This window comes from Halobellus sp. GM3, from assembly GCF_052545375.1.
In genome coordinates, this window is sequence record NZ_JBQWLT010000001.1 from 255,154 (window position 1) to 272,137 (window position 16,984).

The following is a 16,984-nucleotide window of genomic DNA, read 5'->3' on the forward strand; positions in this document are numbered from 1 at the left end:
CGCGGGGTGAATGTCACGTCACGGGAGTTCTGCCCCCGTTTTCCTACATAAACGCTCGCGTGCAACGGCACGGCCGCGTGCAGTCTATACCCTTATCCGTCCGCCGGTCGAATCCGGGCGTATGAAGCTAGTGCCGGACACGAGCGCGGTCATCGACGGCCGCGTGTCCGAGCGTGTCGAGTCCGACGGCGCCGAGGTGTCGGTGTTGGTTCCCGAGGCCGTCATCGGCGAGCTCGAATCACAGGCCAACGACGGCCTCGACACGGGCTGGGAGGGGCTCGAAGAGCTCCAGCGTCTCACGGCGCTCGCCGACGACGGCGCTCTCGAGGTTCGATACGTGGGCCGGCGGACGAAGCCCAGTGAGGCGACCGGAGCACACGAGGGCGACATCGACGCGCTCATCCGGGAAATCGCTGACGAGGAGGGCGCGACGCTCCTGACGAGCGACGTCGTCCAAGCGGAGGTCGCGAAGGCGAAGGGCATCGACGTCGAGTACGTCGAACCGCGAGCGCGGGGCTCCGGCGGCCTCATCATCGAGGAGTTCTTCGACGAGCAGACGATGTCGGTTCATCTCAAGACCGGAACGAAGCCGAAGGCCAAGCGCGGGGCCATCGGCGAGATGCACTATCAGACCATCCGGGAGGAGACGACCGAAGAGGCACAGATGAAAGAGTGGGCCGACGACATCGAGAACACCGCTCGCTCGGACCCGGACGGCTTTCTCGAACTCTCCGAACCGGGAATGAGCATCGTCCAGTACCGCGATTACCGCATCGCGATCGCTCGTCCCCCCTTCGCCGACGGCATCGAGATCACGGCCGTCCGTCCGATCGTCAAGACTGATCTCGAAGACTACGAGTTCGCCGACGAGCTCAAAGACCGCCTGAAGGAGCGCCAGCGCGGCGTCCTCATCGCCGGCTCCCCGGGCGCGGGGAAATCGACGTTCGCGCAGGCGGTCGCCGGGTTCCTCGCCGACAGCGACTACGCGGTCAAGACGATGGAGAAGCCGCGCGACCTGCAGGTCGGCCCCGAGATCACGCAGTACACCGCCCTCGGCGGCGATATGGCCAAGACCGCCGACTCGCTCCTCTTGGTCCGCCCCGACTACACGATCTACGACGAGGTGCGGAAGACCGACGACTTCGGCGTCTTCGCGGATATGCGCCTCGCCGGCGTCGGGATGGTCGGCGTCGTCCACGCGACCCGCGCCATCGACGCGCTCCAGCGCCTCGTCGGCCGCGTCGAACTCGGGATGATCCCGCAGGTCGTCGACACCGTCGTCTACATCGAGGACGGCCGCGTCGACACCGTCTACGACGTCACGACCGAGGTGAAGGTCCCCGAGGGGCTCACCGCCGAGGACCTCGCGAGGCCGGTCATTCAGGTCGCCGACTTCGAGACCGGCAAGCCGGAGTTCGAGATCTACACCTTCAACCGGCAGGTCGTCACCGTCCCGCTCGGCGACGGCGAGCGCGAGGAGAGCGGCGTCGGCCGCCTCGCCCGCCAGGAGATCGAACGCGAGATCCGCTCGATCGCCCGCGGACACGTCGACGTCGAACTCAAGGGACAGAACAAGGCGGTCGTCTACGTCGAGGAGGACGACATCTCCTACGTCATCGGCAAGGGCGGCGGCCGCATCTCCGACGTCGAGGACCGCCTCGGCATCGACATCGACGTCCGGACGCACGCCGAAAAGCCCTCCTCGTCGCCCGCTTCCGCCTCCGGAAGCGGCGATTCCGGACGCGCCGGCGCGTCAGACGGCATCGTCGTCACGCCGGAGGTCACCTCTCGCCACGTCGTCGTCCGGCTGGACGAACACGTCGGCGAGACGGTCGAGATCCGCGCCGACGGCGAGTACCTCTTCACCGCGACGGTCGGCCGCGGCGGAGACATTCAAGTCTCCCGCGGGAGCGCCATCGCCGACGAACTCGAAGCCGCGATCGACCGGAAACAGCAGCTTACCGTACACCCGGCCTAACGCGTCAGGGTCTCGGTATCGCCCTCGGCGAAACGCTCTCGACTCTCGGTATCGCCCCGCCGAACCGGACGATTCTTCCCCCGAGCCTCACACCCTCGAGTATGGACTCGGACACGCCGCCGGCGGAGGTGCTCGACGAACTGTTCGCGACGATCGAGGACCGGAGAGAGACGCTTCCGGAGGGCTCTTACACCGCGTCGCTTTTCACCCACGAAAAGGGGAAAAACGCGGTCTTAGAGAAGCTCGGCGAGGAGGCGACCGAGACGATCCTCGCCGCGAAAGACGGCGACGAGGACGAACTGCTGGCCGAGAGCGCCGATCTGGTCTATCACCTTCTCGTCCTGCTCGCGATGGGGGACGTCACGCTCGATGACCTCCGTGTGGAACTCCGAGAGCGGTTCTGAACCGGCTCGATTCCCGCGCTGTCCGAAGGTCATTCGGCGCTTTTGGTGGCCTCGATGCCACTCCTCAGCGACGTCGATATCGCTTCGCGAACGCATATACGAGTCCGCGTTCAAGCGGTCCTATGAGCGGCCACAGTCCCGAACACGCGGGATGGTTCACGGATCTCGATCCCGGCGACCTCGACGCAGCGGCACGCCAAATCACTGACGGTAGCGCCGACCAGCCCAGAAACTGGCCCGCCGTGGCGGTCCAATCCGGCTTCGCAGACGACGAAGACGGCTACTACGACGCGCTGCACGAGGCGACGGTCCACGCCACGCGCGAGGCAGTCAAAGCCCGAGAAACCTCGGGAGACCAACAGCTCCAGTATAGTGTCGCAGCTATGGACGACACAGAGCGCACCGCGAACGAGCTCGCTGAGCGCCTCGCCGAGTGGGCCGGATCGCTCGCGAGCGGCGTCGACGGTCGCGAGGACGTTCCCGGCGGCGTCGACGGGGCGCGCGAAGTCGCCGACTGGACGGCGGAGACGCCGGCCGAGGCGCGGGTCGTCTCGCTGGCGGAACGGATCGTCGACCTCGACGAGGAGCGCGCGGACCTGCGGGCGTTCGTCGAGTCGCACGCGCCGGAAGTCGCGCCGAACCTCTCGGCGATGGCCGGCCCCGTGCTCGCCGCCCGGCTGCTCTCGCTCGCCGGCGGCCTGGAGTCGCTGGCGAAGAAGCCCGCCGGCACGGTGCAGGTACTGGGCGCGGAGGACGCGCTGTTCGCCCACCTCCGCGGCCGCGGGTCCTCACCGAAGCACGGCGTCATCTTCACCCACGAGTACGTCCGCGGGACGCACCCGGACGACCGGGGGTCTGCCGCGCGGGCGCTCGCGGGCAAACTCGCCATCGCGGCCCGTATCGACCACTACTCGGGGGAGTACAAGCAGTCCGTCCACGACGACCTCGACGCGAGAATGGCGTCCATCCGCGAGCGGGAGGTGTCCCGATGACCCGCGACCTCCCCGCGGGCGTCGAGCGGCGGCGATTCGACGGCCGCGACCGACTCGCCACCCCCGGCGAACCGGTGTACGGCGAGCCGCAGGACGAGGACGGTTGGCGCGCGTGGGACGCCGGCCGATCGAAACTCGGCGCGATGCTCGAGCTCGGAATGGACCTCGGCCTCGCAGGCGACGAGAGCGTCCTCTACCTCGGAGCCGCGTCGGGAACGACTGTCTCGCACGTCGCCGACTTCGCCGGCCCCACCTACGCCGTCGAGTTCGCCCCGCGACCGACACGCGACCTCCTTGGCGTCGCGGCGTCGCGGCCGAACCTCTTTCCGCTCCTGAAGGACGCCCGCGCCCCGGAAACGTACGCACACGTCGTCGAGTCCGACCTCGACTGCCTCGTCCAGGACGTCGCGACGCGCGGGCAGGCAACGGTCGCGCTGCGGAACCGACGGTTTCTCGCCTCCGACGGGCGGCTCATCGCCGCGATCAAAGCCCGGAGCGAGGACGTCCTCAGCGACCCCGCTGACGTCTTCGAGGGCGTCCTCGAGGAACTCCGAGAGGGGTACGAGCTCATCGAGACGCGGCGGCTGGACCGCTTCCACGACGACCACCTCGCGGTCGTCGCGGAGCCGCGCTCGGCCGACGCCCGCTAACCGGAGTTCCCCAGCGGATGGGCGACGCGTTCGCCGCGGCCCGCGACATATTTAATCGGCCGCCGCAAACCACGGGGCGATGGAGCTAGGGTCGGCGGACGCCTTCGACCGGATGGGTACCCTCGGCGTCGAAGAGGAGTTCTACATCGTCGACGAACGCGGTCGTCCGACGTCCGGTATCGGTGAGCTCGTCTACGAGCACCCCCCGGGGGGGATCCTCGAAGACCGGATCGACCACGAACTGTTTCAGTGCACGATCGAGACGCAGACGCCGCTGATCGAGGACGTCGACGCGGCGGGTGAGGCGATCCGCGCGGTCCGCGAGGCGCTCGTCGAGCACGCCGCCGACCACGGCTACCGGATCGCCGCCGCCGGCCTGCACCCCGCGGCGAAGTGGCGCGAACTCGACCACGCAACCAAGCCGCGGTATCAGTCCCAACTGGACCGGATCCAGTACCCGCAGCACCGGAACACGACCTCGGGACTGCACGTCCACGTCGGCGTCGACGACGCCGACAAGGCGACGTGGATCGCGAACGAACTCCGCTGGTACCTCCCACCGGTGCTGGCGCTCTCTGCGAACTCGCCGTTCTGGTGCGGCTTCGACACCGGTCTCGCGTCGGCGCGCGCGAAGATCTTCGAGGCGCTTCCGAACACCGGGATGCCCACGCGCTTCGCCGATTTCGAGGCGTATCAACGGTTCGAGCGCCGGATGGTCGAACTCGGGTCGATCGAGGACCGCGGGGAACTCTGGTACGACGTCCGGCCGCACACCGGCCACGGGACCGTCGAGGTCCGCACGCCGGACGCCCAGACCGACCCGGACGCCACCCTCGCGTTCGTCGAGTACGTCCACGCGCTCGTCGAGGACCTCGCCACCCGATACGAGGACGGTGAGTCGGGGACGGCCATCCGTCGGGAACTCCTCGATGCGAACAAGTGGCACGCGATGCGCTACGGGCGTGACGCGTCGTTCGTTACTCGTGACGCCGAGGACACAGTGACGCTCGAGGAGTTCGTCGCCGCCGAAACCGAGCGGCTCGGCGCTGTCGGTCTCCGCCGACTCCTCGATGCGGAGAGTCCGACGATCCGCCAACGGCGGCTGTACGACGAGTCGGGCCTCGATGCGCTCTGTGAAGCGCTCTGTCTCGACTGATCGGGGCGCTTTCTTCTCACCCGACAGGGCGCGCCCGCCGGTCCACGCGAGAAAGGCTTTTGGCTCGTGAGTTTTGACCTTTCGAGTAGAACACGATGTCCCCCAGTGACCCAATCGACGAGCGAGACGAGAGCGACGAGAGCCGGGAAGAGAACCGCGAGAGCCGGGAACGCGGCGCGGACGGCATCGGCGCGGCCGATGCGTCTGACACCGACGCGGACGAGTTCGACACCGATTCGGAGGGAACCAACGCGCGAGCGCGGCTGGAAGCCGAGGCCGACCGGGCCGTCTCGGAGTTCGACGAGGGCATCGTCGACCTCCTCGCGTGGCTCCTCGACACCGAAACGCGCGCTCGGATCTACGTTTACCTCCGACAGCACCCGCACTCGACGAGCGAGGAGGTCGCCGACGGAACGGGGTTGTACCCGAGCACGGTCAGAGAGGCGCTCGCCGAACTCCACGACGAGGAGACGGTCAAGCGCCGCAAGCGCGCGAGCGCCGGCGCGGGGAACAACCCCTACGAGTACACCGCTATCGCGCCGAGTGAACTGGTCCGCGGCGTCGTCGGGCAGGTCCAATCGGAGCTGAACACGGTGTTCAACCTCGATCGCAGCCTCGGCGGTGGTCCAGAGGACGACGAAAGCGGTGCCGGAGCCGACAGCGGCCCCATCAACATCACCGTCGACGACGCGGGAGACGAGCGGCGCGGGGACGAACGCGGCGATGACGCGGTCGATGAAAGCGGGACCGACAACGACGTTGACTCCGACAGGGACGCGGATTCCGACAGAGACGCGGATTCCGACGGCGCAGACGGGCGCGACGGCGACACCGACCGTTGATACCGTCGCCCCTCGTTGATTCCGGGGATCATCGTCTCTCACCGGTACTTTCGCGTCATTTTTAACGTTCCCCGGACGAGGTATCTGCAATGACCGGGCCTTGGACGGAGTGGGACCACGTGCTGAAAGTGGACCCGGACAAAGACCTCGTCGAAGGCGAGACGTTCGCGGACGTCTGCCAGACGGGCACCGACGCGATCGAGATCGGCGGGACGCTCGACATCACGACCGAGAAGATGCAGCGCGTCGTCGACGCCTGCGCGACATACGATGTGCCGCTGTATCAAGAACCGTCGAACCCCGCCGTCGTTATCGAATCCGATCACCTCGATGGGTATCTCATCCCGACGGTGTTCAACGCCGAGTCCTCCTTTTGGGTCACCGGCGCGCACAAAGAGTGGGTCCGAATCGACGGCCCGCTCGACTGGGACCGGACGACGACGGAGGCGTACATCGTGCTGAACCCCGAGGCGTCGGTCGCGGAGCTGACCGACGCCGACACCGACCAGACCGCGGCTGACGTCGCCTCCTTCGCGGCCGTCGCCGAGAAGATGTTCGGCCAGGAGATCGTCTACGTCGAGTACTCCGGCACCTTCGGCGACACCGAGAAGGTCGCGGCCGCCCGCGACGCCCTCGAGGAGTCGACGCTGTTCTACGGCGGCGGGATCGGCGACTACGACGCCGCCTACGAGATGGGCAAGCACGCCGACACCGTCGTCGTCGGAGACCTCCTCCACGACGAGGGCGTCGACGCCGTCCGCGAGACCGTCGAGGGCGTCAAAGACGCCCACGCCGAGATGATCGCCGAGTAGCGCGCTCCCGCGCCCGCTCTCACTCCAGCCGTCCTCCGCCTCGAATCCCCGTCCGAGAGCCACCGTCCCGAACTTTCACCAGCGGACCACCTCCCGAATTTCCGTCTGAGGACTCCCGTCTCGAGTCTGTGTTCCGCCGTCACGTCGTCTGCGCCCTGCGCTCCCGCGTTCGACCCCCGTGGCTAGCCGGTCGATCCGGTGGCTCTCGTTGCGGAGGACCCGCTCGATGAGTCGGGCGGCGACCGCGACGCCGAAGAACGTCACGCCGGCCGCGAGCACCGGACCGACGACCGGGACCGCACCCACCCCGAACCGTCCGACCCCCACGGCGACGCCGACTCCCGCGAGCGCGAGCGCGAGCCGTCGAATCGCCGGCGAGCGAACGAACCGTGCCGCGGTCGAACGGACAGATTCCGAACGTCCGCCGCTCCACGCGAGAGCGGCGATGCCGACCACCGCGCCGTACCACACGAGACAGGCGAGGAGCGCCGCGATGCCGAGTCCGGCGAGTGCGGCGGGACCGGCGGTCCCGCTTACTGTCAGCTGCCCACCGAGTTCACCTCCCGCGCCGCCGCCGGCACCGAACAGCCCGCTGACTCCGCCGGCACGGAGCAGTCCCGCCCCGACGAGGGCGGCGCCCGCCGGAATCGCGGCGGCGGCGACGACGGCACTCGCGCGGAACCCCTCGATTCCCAGCCGCGGCCACGCGCGGAACGCCGAGACCACGACCTCGCGGTCACGGGCCGACACGACGACGTAGCCGGCGAGCAGGACGCCCAAAAGCGGCACTCGACCGGTCGCGAGGACGAGGAGCGTGCCGACGACGAACGCCTCGGCGGCACCGGCGTGGGGGCCGTTGGCTTCGTCGTTGCGGCCGCCTGTCCCCGGCCTGTCCTCGCTCCGACTGTCCGCCCGCTCGTCGCGACGCCGATTGTTCCGACGGCGTCGACGGACTGACGCCGCGAGCGCGCTCGCGACGGCGGTGCCCGCGTCGACGACGACGTCGACGGTGGTTTGCTGCTGCATCGCACCGGAGTGGTCCCGTGCTCCTATATGAACGCTCGCCGGCGCCCGAGGCCGTCCCGTGTGTGGGTGACACACTCCGGGTCCGAACCGCCCGTTTTTAAGACCGGGCGGCCGGAATCACGGGGTATGAAAGGCAGAACCTACACGGCCGACGCCGAGCCCGGCGAGGCGGTCACCGTCGCCGGCTGGGTCCACGAGGTCCGGGACCTCGGCGGCATCGCGTTCCTCATCCTCCGGGACAAATCGGGGAAGATCCAGATCAAACTCGAGGAGGATTCGATGGACGCCGACCTCGTCGAGACCGGTCTCAACGTCTCCCGCGAGAGCGTCGTCTCGGTCGCCGGCTCGGTCAAAGAGGAGCCGCGCGCGCCGACGGACGTCGAGATCGTCCCCGAGTCGATCGACGTGCTCGCGGAATCCGACACGCAACTCCCGCTCGACCCCTCCGGGAAGGTCGACGCCGAGCTCTCGACGCGCTTGGACAACCGGACGCTCGACCTCCGAAAGGAGGAGGTGAAGGCGGTCTTCGAGATCCGCGCGGAGGTCCTCCGGTCCGCGCGCGAGGCGTTCCGCGACCTCGGCTGCACGGAGATCAACACGCCGAAGATCGTCGCCACCGGGACGGAGGGCGGCACGGAGCTGTTCCCGATCACGTACTTCGGCGAGGAGGCGTTCATGAACCAGTCGCCGCAGCTGTTCAAGCAGCTGATGGTCGGCTCCGGCCTCGAGCGCGTCTTCGAGATCGGGCCGATCTTCCGCGCCGAAGAGCACAACACGCCCCGGCACCTCAACGAGGCGACGTCGATCGACTTCGAGTCGGCGTTCGTCGACCACGCCGAGGCGATGGACGCCTGCGAGCACGTCGTCAAGAGCGCTTACGAAGGCGTCGCCGAGAACTGCGAGCGACAGCTCGAACTGCTCGGGCTCGACGATGAGTTCGAGGTCCCCTCCGGGGAGTTCCCGCGGCTCACCTACGAGGAGGCCATCGAGCGGATCAACGCGACGGGCGAACTCGACGAACAGCTCGTCTGGGGCGACGACCTCCCGACGGAGGGCGAGCGCGCACTCGGCGACGACGTCGGCGAGCACTACTTCATCACCGACTGGCCGAGCGAGATCAAGCCGTTCTACATCAAAGACCACGACGACGACGACCAGCTCTCGACCGGCTTCGACATGATGCACCCGCGGATGGAACTCGTCTCCGGCGGGCAGCGCGAACACCGCTACGACCGCCTCGTCGAGGGCTTCGAACAGCAGGGGCTCGACCCCGACCAGTTCGAGTACTACACGAAGATGTTCAGATACGGGATGCCGCCGCACGCCGGCTGGGGTCTCGGCGGCGAGCGCCTCGTGATGACGATGCTCGGATTGGAGAACATCCGCGAGGCCGTGCTGTTCCCGCGCGACCGACAGCGTCTGTCGCCGTAGGCGACGACGCGGCAACGAGTGCGGGAGCTCGGTAGAGCTCCGCTCTACCGGTGTTCCCGCGAGATCGCCAACGTCTGAGCCCGTAGGGCAAAGACGTGGCGAACCAACGAGACGAGCGCTAGCGAGTCTCGTCAGACCGGCAGCGTCTGTCGCCGTAGGCGGCGACGCTCTCCGTTCGGCGCTGATCGCTCGCCGACCGGCGAGGTCCCGCGCGGCCGGAAATCGCGCCCGATTTAACGGCGGACGCGCAACCGACGCCAATGACCGACGAGGCGGCGGCGTTCGTGCCCGGGCACGTCACGGGCTTTTTCAGCGCGCATCCGGACGAGGACCCCTCGGTCGCGGGCTCTCGCGGTGCGGGCATCACGCTGTCGCACGGCGTCGACGTCCGAGTCGAGCGCGCCGCGGCCGACGGCGACGCCCCCGCGGTCGCGCTGAACGGCCGGTCCATCGCGGTCGACGCCGTCACCCGCGTCTTGGACGCGCTCGACGCGCCCGACGCGAGGGTGGAAGCCGAGACGTCGCTGCCGCTCGGGGCCGGGTTCGGCGTCTCCGGTGCGATGGCGCTCGGGACCGCGTACGCCGCGAACGCGGCGTACGACCGCCGCCGAAGCGAGAACGACCTCGTCGCGGTCGCCCACCGCGCCGAAGTCGAGGCCGGGACCGGCCTCGGCGACGTGGTCGCGCAGGCCCGCGGCGGGCTTCCGATCCGACTCGACCCCGGCGCGCCGGGGCACGGGCGCCTCGACGGCGTCCCGGAGAGCCCGCGCGTCGAGTACGTCTCCTTCGGCCCCCTGTCGACCGAGGAGGTCCTCGCCGGGGACACGAACGCGCTCACCGCGGCCGGCGAGCGCGCGCTCGCGGACCTCCGCGAGGACCCCACCCCCGAGCGCCTCGTCTCGCTCTCGCGCCGCTTCGCTCGCGAGGCCGACCTGTTGACCGACCGGGTCGCAGACGCTATCGCGGCCGCCCGCGCCGAGGGCGGCGACGCCGCGATGGCGATGCTCGGCGACACCGTCTTCGCGTTCGGCCGCGACCTCTCGGCGGCCGGCTACGAGCCCGAGGTCTGCTCGGTCCACTCGGCGGGGGCGACGCTCCGACCGGCAGACTGGGGCGTCCCGGAACGCACTCGGTAGCTGACCGGGGCCGAATCGGCTCGCTTTTCCCGCCACCGATACTTCTCCGGGTATGAGCGAGATCGACGTGCCGGAGAGCCACCCCCGGTACCAGTCGCTACTCACGCGACACCGCATCGAGGCGGGCGTCGAAAAGGGCATCACGAGCAAACAGGGCCTCATCGCCGAGGGGCGCGGCGAGGCGTTCGACTACCTCCTCGGCGAGCGGACGATCGACTCGGCCGACCGGGCCGAACGCGCCGCCGCCGCGCTTTTGCTCCTCGCAGAGCGCCCCGTGCTCTCGGTCAACGGCAACGTCGCGGCGCTCGTGCCCGGCGAGATGATCGACCTCGCCGCCGCGGTCGACGCCGATATCGAGGTGAACCTCTTCAACCGGACCGAAGAACGGATGGACGCGATCGCCGCACACCTCCGCGAACACGGCGCCGAGGAGGCGGGCGTTCAGATCAAGGGACTGACCGCCGACGCGCGCATCCCCGGCCTCGACCACGAGCGCGCGAAGGTCGACGCGGACGGCATCGGCGCGGCCGACGTCGTGCTCGTTCCCTTGGAGGACGGCGATCGGGCGGAGGCGCTCGCGGCGATGGGGAAATCCGAGATCGTGATCGATCTGAACCCGCTGTCGCGGTCCGCGCGGGCCGCCGCGGTTCCGATCATCGACAACATCATCCGCGCCGTGCCGAACGTCACGGCGCACGCTCGGGAGCTCCGGGGGGCCTCGCGCGAGGAACTGGAAGCGATCGTCGGCGAATTCGTCGGAGCGGAGGCGCTCGAAGCGGCCGAAACGACGATCCGTTCGGGGGATCTGGATTAGTTCTCCCGGAGTTCTTTCTCCGAGAGCGCCTCGTTGAGGTCGTCGCGGACGAACTCGCCGGTCTCTCTGTCCATCGCGGTCGTGACGATCCGGTTCTCCTGCACGCTGGAGCCGTCTCTGAGCAACAGGCGGACGTTCCCGTTGTCGTCGGCGCGGGTCACCTTCGCTCTGAGCCCTGTCCGCGACCCCGTGCCGCCGGCGTCGATCGGTCCGGGGACGATCTTCTTCACGTGCGGGTGATCCGCGACGACGCCGATCGCTTTTCTGCCACCGCGCCCGCCGATGAGCGTCGAGTGCGCCCCACCGAGCTTCTCTCTCGGGGGCGTCTCGACCACCTCCAGTGTGCGCTCGCCGCGGCGGTCGAGCACGCGCGAGACGGGGTCCTCGCCGGCGACACGGTAGAACTCGTGGTGCAGTTGCGCGCGCGCCTCCCGGAGGACCTCGCGATCGCCCGACGCGAACACCGTCTCCGGGCGCTTGCGCCGGATCTCGTCGGCGACGCGCCCCGCGAAGTTCCGGAGCTCGACGACCTCCGCCTCCGGGTCCGCCTCGGGAACGGTCGTCAGGGCGGTCTCTCCCACGACGTCCTCGCCGTCGAGCATCGTCAGCTCCGCCCGGTCGCGCTCGAACGCGACGACGACGGCGTCGCAGTTCGACGTATTACAGACCAGACAGTAGTCGCCGGGGCGTTCGAGGGGCGTTCCGCACCGCCGGCAGTCCATAGCGGCCGAACGCGACGTGAAAATAAAAGCGCGGCTATACAGTGGCGTTCGCACGTCTCCGCGCACTCGACCGCACGCAGTCCATGCGATCGGATGCGCAATCGGGTGCGGACGCCCCTATAGCTCTCTCGGGGACGTCTTCAGGTACTCGCGGAGGAGCACCGTGGCGTACGCGCCCGACGGAAGCGAAAACGCGAGGTCGTACGCGTCGTCGTCAGCGCCGTCCTCACCGTCGCGTTCCGTCTCACCAGCGGCCGCGTCGACGGCGACGCGCGTCCGCAACAGCACGGCGCGGCGCGTCCCGGTGGAGTGAAACTCGTCCGGCAGGTCGAAATCGGCCGGTTCGAGGCCGAGATCCTCGAGCACGTCGCGTTCGACCTCGCCCGGCTCGCCGTCAGCGAGGTCGGTGTCGGTGCCGACGAGCGGTGCGGTCACGAACGCGCGGCCGCGCTCGCAGTGGCGCGACATCACGTCGACGCGTCGCTCGCTCGCGACCTGCGTCCGATCGGTGTCCGGGCGGTAGAGTCCCTCTGGGGCGTCGGCGTCGGCGAAGCACACCACGTCCCCGGCGACCGGACGCGAAAGCGGGAGACCGCGCTCGAGGCGCTCGCTGACGATGCGGTTGAACGCGTACGACTGCGCGGCGTTGACGAACAGCCGCTGGAGGTTCCGCGGGACGGCCTCAAGGGCGTGCCGCCAGTCCGCGGGCGTCTCGTCGCCGCGCTCGGCGAGGCGATGCAGCATCGAGCGCTCGAAGCGCAGCGCGCCCGGCATCCGGTCGAGCGCGGCGTTCCAATCGGGGTCGGCCGACTCGGCTTGGTCGTCGACGAACGCCCTGGCGGCCCGGGTCGACTCGGGCTCGGCCTCTGCGGGGTTGCCGACGTACGTCAGGACCGCCTCGCGCCACTCGCGGCGAGCGACGCACAGGCCCACCTCGTGGGTGACGGGCCGTCGGCTCCCGAAGCGCTGGTGCCCGAAGTAGTTCGGTACCGCGACGTCAACGGGGCTGTCGCCGGCGGCGGTCCCAGTGTCGATGTCGGCGGTCCCGGCGCCGTCGCCGTTGGCACCGGCTAACCGGTCCGGCGCCTCCGTCTCGCCGGCGACGAACGCGTGCAGTTCGGCCGTGATCGCGTCGACGGGATCGGCGTCGGCGTCGCGGACGCGAATCTCGAAGGCGTTGCCGGCCAGGTCGCCGAAGTGGAGCGAGCGGCCGATCCGCCCGAGGACCTCGAGATCCGCCCCCCCAATCGAAGGAAGGCCCTCCCCCGAGAGCTCGTCGGGGTCGACGTTCGCGAGGCTGAAAAGCTGTGTCGTGACCGCGTGCTTGTCCTTCGTCCCGGCCCACGAGACCCGCTCGCGGCTGATCCCGAGCGCGTCAGACAGCCGGCGCGCGAAGTCGTTGGTGTCCCACTTCCGCAGCGTCGCCCGCACGAGGAGATGCGGGTAATCACCCGATTCGACCTCCAGCGGCTCCGGCTCCATCGTCTCCAGTTCGCGAACGCGGAAGTCCTCGGGGGTCGTTCGCAGACGGCCGCCGGTCCCGTCGGCGTCGCTGGCGTAGTACTCGATGCCGACGCGCCGTTCGATCGGATGTGCCTCGCGCATCTGGTCGCTCCCGACTTCCCGCCCGGGGAGTAAGGCCCCTCCGGTTCGAGGGGGACCCCCGCCCGGTTCGAGGGATCGAGGACCCGACTCGGGGACCCCCGCCCGGTTTGGGGCCGGTCGATCGGTGCGCGGGGCTACTGTGGATCGCCGCTCCGACCGCTCTCGGAATCTCCAGCGCCGTTCTCGTCGCCCGCTGATTCGGTTCGCATCCCCGTGATCTCGAAGCGCGCCCCGCCCGCCTCGGACTCGCCGACCGCGACGTCCCAGCCGTGGGCCTCCGCCGCGGCGGCGACGATGTTCAGCCCGAATCCCGTCCCGCCGGCGTCGGTGGTGTACCCGTACTCGAAGACGCGCTCTCGGTCGGCCGCGGGGATCCCCGGCCCGTCGTCCTCGACGGCAACCCCGCGGCCGTCGGCGAGCCCTGCGACCGTCACGGTGACCCTTTCACCGGCGTCGGCGGAGTCGGCGCCGTCGCGGCGGCACCCGTGTCGAATCGCGTTCTCGAAGAGGTTCTCGAAGAGCCGGCACGCCCGCCCCTCGTCGGCGGCGACCGCGCCGAGGCCGTCCCCGACGACGAGCGTCGCGCCCTCGTGTTGGTCGCCGCCGACCGCCTCCCAGGCGTTCTCGACGACCCGTTCAAGCCCGACAGTGTCGGATTCGACGACGCGCCGGCCGTCGTTCACGAACGTGCAGACGTCCTCGACGATGTCGATCATCCGGTCGTGGATCCGATCGAGCCGGTCTAGGAACTCCTCGCCCCCGCGGGCTTCCCGCCGCAGGATGTTCACCTGCGCCTGCGCCGCGTTCAGCGGGCTCTGGAGGTCGTGCGCCAGCACCGCGGCGAACCGTTCGAGTTCGCGTTCCCGGCCCACTCGTGCGGTCACGTCGCGGACGACGCTCACGAGGCACTCCCGGTCTCCGGCGCGCGTCGTCGAGACGCTCGCCTCCGCCCAGAAGGTCGTTCCGTCTCTGCGTTCGGCCTCCCAGCGGAACGTCCCCGTTCCGGTCTCTCGGGCGGCCTCGTCCGCGTCGGCCCGCGCGGCGGCCGCGGCAGCGGGATTGGCCGCGCAGTCCGCAGCGTCGAGTTCGCAGAACGCCGCCGGCTCCCACCCGAAGATCTCCGCGACGGCGTCGTTCGCGTCGAGGATCGCGCCGCTCTCGGCGTCCCGGACGATCACGGCGTCGGCGAGGTCGTCGACGACGTCGGTGAGCGGCGCGCTCGATCCCGCGAATTCGCTCATCGACAGTCCGTCCGGGCGGCTCAGTGGTAAGTCGTTTGGCCGTTCGGGGTCGTTGGAGTCGTTGACGCCGCCGCTCCGGACGTCAGTACAGCGAGAGGTCGCCCGTCACGCGGTCGACGTCCGCCTCGGGAGCGGGGCCGATCGCCAAACACGTGACGGTTCCGGGGTCCAGCTGCGTGTGTCCCGCGTCCCGGATGATGGCGTTCGGGAGACCCAGCCGATCGGCCTCCTCGGCGAGGCGGAACAGTGCCGCTTCGCCGTCGGCTTTGAGCACGATCTTCTTCTGTCCCGCTCCCTTCCAGCGCTTCCGGGCGCGGTCGCCGGCGTCTTCGTAGGCCGACAGCGACGCGTGGGCGACCTGCGCGGCGAGCTTTCCCCGCCCCATCCCGAGGTCCGTCCGGGCGACGATGGCCTGCTTCATACGCCACGGTGGCGCGCGCGGTGGTATAGGTCCTCGCTTTGTGCGTGAGACTGCCCTCTCTGTGTGTGTGAATCCGTCCTCGCGCTTTGTCTCGTGGGTGACGCCGACGCGGCGGTGTCGCTGGGCGTTCGGACGGAAGCGGGATATTTACCTCCCCGCCCGCACTCACACGAACGATGATACTCTCGGACGAGGACATTCTGGCCCGCCTCGAGGCCGGCGATCTCGTCGTCGACCCCATCGACGACCTCGATATGCAGGTCCAGCCGGCGAGTCTCGACCTCCGTCTCGGCGAGGAGTTCTTGGAGTTCCAGCGGACGAACATCTCCTGTATCCACCCGAACCGCGAGTCGGAGATCTCCGAGTACGTGACCGAGACGACGGTTCCGGAGGGAGAGGAGTTCATCCTTCACCCCGGCGATTTCGTCCTCGGAACCACCAAAGAGCGCGTGGAGATCCCGGCGGACCTCCTCGCGACGGTCGAGGGGCGCTCCTCGCTCGGCCGACTCGCGGTCGTGATCCACGCGACCGCGGGGATCGTCGACCCCGGATACAAGGGCCAGATCACGCTCGAACTCTCGAACCTCGGCACCGCGCCGGTCGCGCTGACGCCGGGGATGCGCGTCTCGCAACTGGTGTTCACGGAGCTCACGCGGCCCGCAGCGCGCCCGTACGGCGCCGAGCGGGGCTCGAAGTACCAGGGACAGGAGGGGCCGCAGGCCTCCCGGATCGGCTCCGATCCCGAGTTCGCGGGCGGTGGGAGCGGCACCGACACGGCGCCCGACGGTGGCGACGACGTAGGGACGCCCGACGGGAGCGACGAATGAAGTTCATCGAGGAGGTCGTCGTCGAGGAGTTCCTGCCCACGTTCCGGTCGATGTTGGCGGCGGAACTCCGCGAGCGCGGCCTGACGCAACACGAGGTGGCAGAGGCGCTGGGGATCAGCCAGAGCGCCGTCTCGAAGTACGCCCACGGGGAGGTGAGCCGGAGAGAGGCGGTGCTCGAAGACGAGCGCGTCGTCGCCCTCGTCGAGCGCATCGCCGAGGGCCTCTCCACCGGCGATATGAGCCGCGTGCAGGCGCTCGTCGAGGCAGAGGTGCTCATCCGGCGGCTGGAGGAGGGCGACCTCCTCGCGCGCCTCCACGAGGCGGCGATGCCCGAGTTCGCCGAGTACGACGGCTACGGGCGGATCCACGACCCCGACAGCAGCCTCCGAACGAGAGAGCAGGTGCGGTTGTCAGTCAGGCGGGCGCTCCGGCGGCTCACGAACGCGAGCGGCTTCGCGGGGCTCATCCCGAACGTCGGCTCGAACCTCGTCGAGTGCCTCCCCGACGCCGAGAGCGTCGACGACGTCGCCGGCGTTCCGGGCCGGATATTCGACGTGAAGGGCCGCGCCACGGTTCCGGCCGATCCGGAGTTCGGCGTCAGCGAGCACGTCGCCTCCGTTCTCCTCTCAGCGCGCGAGGCGGGCAGCGACGCCCGCGCCGCGCTCAACCTCCGCTATGACTCCCAGATCGTCGCCGACCTCGAAGCGGCCGGCTACGACGCCGTCGAGTTCGACCCCGACGCGCCGACGGATCCGATCCGCGAGTCCGTCTCGGCGCGCGCCCCCGACTCGCTCTCGGAGACGTTCGTCTGTTATCAGACCGGGAGCTACGGCATCGAGCCGATCACGTACGTCCTCGGTCCCGACGCCGACGCGGTGGTCACGGCCGTGAAGGCGCTCGTTCGGGAGTGACCGCGGGGCGCCGACG

Annotated in this window: 17 protein-coding genes; 12 read left to right on the forward strand and 5 right to left on the reverse strand. The window is 69.5% G+C overall.

Features of this window, described 5'->3' with window-relative positions; genetic code table 11:
- Positions 1 to 121: 121 nt before the first annotated feature.
- The 7 genes from ACT3HL_RS01295 to ACT3HL_RS01325 all read left to right on the forward strand — a co-directional run bounded on the left by ACT3HL_RS01295 (position 122) and on the right by ACT3HL_RS01325 (position 6,834).
- A complete protein-coding gene (locus tag ACT3HL_RS01295; RefSeq protein WP_445084995.1) occupies positions 122 to 1,978 on the forward strand; it encodes an ATPase, T2SS/T4P/T4SS family in 1,857 nt (618 codons plus the stop codon).
- A gap of 101 nt (positions 1,979 to 2,079) precedes the next feature.
- Positions 2,080 to 2,382 (forward strand): phosphoribosyl-ATP diphosphatase, encoded by a 303-nt coding sequence (gene hisE, locus ACT3HL_RS01300; RefSeq protein WP_445084996.1) that lies wholly within the window; start codon positions 2,080 to 2,082, stop codon positions 2,380 to 2,382.
- Between the two features lie 122 nt (positions 2,383 to 2,504).
- Positions 2,505 to 3,374, forward strand: a complete 870-nt coding sequence (locus ACT3HL_RS01305; protein ID WP_445084997.1) for an NOP5/NOP56 family protein — start codon at positions 2,505 to 2,507, stop codon at positions 3,372 to 3,374.
- Positions 3,371 to 4,024 carry a fibrillarin-like rRNA/tRNA 2'-O-methyltransferase gene (locus tag ACT3HL_RS01310; protein ID WP_445084998.1) on the forward strand — a complete coding sequence of 218 codons (654 nt, stop codon included), beginning with the start codon at positions 3,371 to 3,373 and terminating at the stop codon, positions 4,022 to 4,024. The genes ACT3HL_RS01305 and ACT3HL_RS01310 overlap by 4 nt, the downstream gene beginning before the upstream one ends.
- Before the next feature lie 79 nt (positions 4,025 to 4,103).
- Entirely contained in the window at positions 4,104 to 5,180 is a 1,077-nt protein-coding gene (locus ACT3HL_RS01315; RefSeq protein ID WP_445084999.1) for a glutamate--cysteine ligase, read from the forward strand.
- A 95-nt stretch (positions 5,181 to 5,275) separates the two neighbouring features.
- On the forward strand, positions 5,276 to 6,022 hold the full coding sequence (locus tag ACT3HL_RS01320) for a winged helix-turn-helix transcriptional regulator (RefSeq protein ID WP_445085000.1): 747 nt from the start codon (positions 5,276 to 5,278) through the stop codon (positions 6,020 to 6,022).
- A gap of 89 nt (positions 6,023 to 6,111) precedes the next feature.
- Positions 6,112 to 6,834, forward strand: a complete 723-nt coding sequence (locus ACT3HL_RS01325) for a phosphoglycerol geranylgeranyltransferase (RefSeq protein WP_445085001.1) — start codon at positions 6,112 to 6,114, stop codon at positions 6,832 to 6,834.
- A gap of 75 nt (positions 6,835 to 6,909) precedes the next feature.
- Here ACT3HL_RS01325 and ACT3HL_RS01330 read toward each other — a convergent pair whose 3' ends face one another.
- Positions 6,910 to 7,860, reverse strand: a complete 951-nt coding sequence (locus ACT3HL_RS01330) for a hypothetical protein (RefSeq protein WP_445085002.1) — start codon at positions 7,858 to 7,860, stop codon at positions 6,910 to 6,912.
- Positions 7,861 to 7,986: 126 nt separating this feature from the next.
- On the opposite strand from ACT3HL_RS01330, the gene aspS reads away from it, so the two are divergent.
- From aspS to ACT3HL_RS01345, 3 genes are all read left to right on the forward strand, one after another.
- Positions 7,987 to 9,291: an aspartate--tRNA(Asn) ligase gene (gene aspS, locus ACT3HL_RS01335; protein ID WP_445085003.1), complete on the forward strand. Its 1,305-nt coding sequence runs from the start codon at positions 7,987 to 7,989 to the stop codon at positions 9,289 to 9,291.
- 260 nt (positions 9,292 to 9,551) lie between these two features.
- Positions 9,552 to 10,427: a GHMP family kinase ATP-binding protein gene (locus ACT3HL_RS01340; protein ID WP_445085004.1), complete on the forward strand. Its 876-nt coding sequence runs from the start codon at positions 9,552 to 9,554 to the stop codon at positions 10,425 to 10,427.
- 52 nt (positions 10,428 to 10,479) lie between these two features.
- Entirely contained in the window at positions 10,480 to 11,241 is a 762-nt protein-coding gene (locus ACT3HL_RS01345; protein WP_445085005.1) for a 4-phosphopantoate--beta-alanine ligase, read from the forward strand.
- On the opposite strand, the gene ACT3HL_RS01350 is transcribed toward ACT3HL_RS01345, so the two are convergent.
- The 4 genes from ACT3HL_RS01350 to pth2 form a co-directional block, all read right to left on the reverse strand.
- On the reverse strand, positions 11,238 to 11,963 hold the full coding sequence (locus ACT3HL_RS01350) for a DUF2103 domain-containing protein (protein WP_445085006.1): 726 nt from the start codon (positions 11,961 to 11,963) through the stop codon (positions 11,238 to 11,240). The genes ACT3HL_RS01345 and ACT3HL_RS01350 overlap by 4 nt on opposite strands.
- Before the next feature lie 117 nt (positions 11,964 to 12,080).
- Positions 12,081 to 13,568, reverse strand: a complete 1,488-nt coding sequence (gene truD / locus ACT3HL_RS01355) for a tRNA pseudouridine(13) synthase TruD (RefSeq protein WP_445085007.1) — start codon at positions 13,566 to 13,568, stop codon at positions 12,081 to 12,083.
- A 134-nt stretch (positions 13,569 to 13,702) separates the two neighbouring features.
- A complete protein-coding gene (locus tag ACT3HL_RS01360; RefSeq protein WP_445085008.1) occupies positions 13,703 to 14,809 on the reverse strand; it encodes an ATP-binding protein in 1,107 nt (368 codons plus the stop codon).
- 82 nt (positions 14,810 to 14,891) lie between these two features.
- Positions 14,892 to 15,230, reverse strand: coding sequence for a peptidyl-tRNA hydrolase Pth2 (pth2, locus tag ACT3HL_RS01365; RefSeq protein WP_445085009.1), 339 nt, complete (start codon positions 15,228 to 15,230; stop codon positions 14,892 to 14,894).
- A gap of 176 nt (positions 15,231 to 15,406) precedes the next feature.
- Here pth2 and dcd point away from each other — a divergent pair, with 176 nt between their 5' ends.
- Both dcd and ACT3HL_RS01375 read left to right on the forward strand, forming a co-directional pair.
- The gene (gene dcd / locus ACT3HL_RS01370) at positions 15,407 to 16,057 is read left to right on the forward strand and encodes a dCTP deaminase (protein ID WP_445085010.1); all 651 of its coding nucleotides are present in this window, start codon (positions 15,407 to 15,409) and stop codon (positions 16,055 to 16,057) included.
- Positions 16,054 to 16,968 carry a thiamine-phosphate synthase family protein gene (locus ACT3HL_RS01375; RefSeq protein ID WP_445085011.1) on the forward strand — a complete coding sequence of 305 codons (915 nt, stop codon included), beginning with the start codon at positions 16,054 to 16,056 and terminating at the stop codon, positions 16,966 to 16,968. The genes dcd and ACT3HL_RS01375 overlap by 4 nt, the downstream gene beginning before the upstream one ends.
- Positions 16,969 to 16,984 lie beyond the last annotated feature (16 nt).

Excerpts from the sequence above, each read along its gene's own strand:
- ACT3HL_RS01350 (WP_445085006.1), bottom strand. The coding sequence starts at position 11,963 with ATGGACTGCCGGCGGTGCGGAACGCCCCTCGAACGCCCCGGCGACTAC.
- ACT3HL_RS01305 (WP_445084997.1), top strand. The coding sequence starts at position 2,505 with ATGAGCGGCCACAGTCCCGAACACGCGGGATGGTTCACGGATCTCGAT.
- truD (WP_445085007.1), bottom strand. The coding sequence starts at position 13,568 with ATGCGCGAGGCACATCCGATCGAACGGCGCGTCGGCATCGAGTACTAC.
- ACT3HL_RS01360 (WP_445085008.1), bottom strand. The coding sequence starts at position 14,809 with ATGAGCGAATTCGCGGGATCGAGCGCGCCGCTCACCGACGTCGTCGAC.
- ACT3HL_RS01310 (WP_445084998.1), top strand. The coding sequence starts at position 3,371 with ATGACCCGCGACCTCCCCGCGGGCGTCGAGCGGCGGCGATTCGACGGC.
- ACT3HL_RS01340 (WP_445085004.1), top strand. The coding sequence starts at position 9,552 with ATGACCGACGAGGCGGCGGCGTTCGTGCCCGGGCACGTCACGGGCTTT.
- pth2 (WP_445085009.1), bottom strand. The coding sequence starts at position 15,230 with ATGAAGCAGGCCATCGTCGCCCGGACGGACCTCGGGATGGGGCGGGGA.
- aspS (WP_445085003.1), top strand. The coding sequence starts at position 7,987 with ATGAAAGGCAGAACCTACACGGCCGACGCCGAGCCCGGCGAGGCGGTC.
- ACT3HL_RS01315 (WP_445084999.1), top strand. The coding sequence starts at position 4,104 with ATGGAGCTAGGGTCGGCGGACGCCTTCGACCGGATGGGTACCCTCGGC.
- ACT3HL_RS01320 (WP_445085000.1), top strand. The coding sequence starts at position 5,276 with ATGTCCCCCAGTGACCCAATCGACGAGCGAGACGAGAGCGACGAGAGC.
- hisE (WP_445084996.1), top strand. The coding sequence starts at position 2,080 with ATGGACTCGGACACGCCGCCGGCGGAGGTGCTCGACGAACTGTTCGCG.
- ACT3HL_RS01325 (WP_445085001.1), top strand. The coding sequence starts at position 6,112 with ATGACCGGGCCTTGGACGGAGTGGGACCACGTGCTGAAAGTGGACCCG.
- ACT3HL_RS01375 (WP_445085011.1), top strand. The coding sequence starts at position 16,054 with ATGAAGTTCATCGAGGAGGTCGTCGTCGAGGAGTTCCTGCCCACGTTC.
- ACT3HL_RS01330 (WP_445085002.1), bottom strand. The coding sequence starts at position 7,860 with ATGCAGCAGCAAACCACCGTCGACGTCGTCGTCGACGCGGGCACCGCC.
- ACT3HL_RS01345 (WP_445085005.1), top strand. The coding sequence starts at position 10,480 with ATGAGCGAGATCGACGTGCCGGAGAGCCACCCCCGGTACCAGTCGCTA.
- dcd (WP_445085010.1), top strand. The coding sequence starts at position 15,407 with ATGATACTCTCGGACGAGGACATTCTGGCCCGCCTCGAGGCCGGCGAT.
- ACT3HL_RS01295 (WP_445084995.1), top strand. The coding sequence starts at position 122 with ATGAAGCTAGTGCCGGACACGAGCGCGGTCATCGACGGCCGCGTGTCC.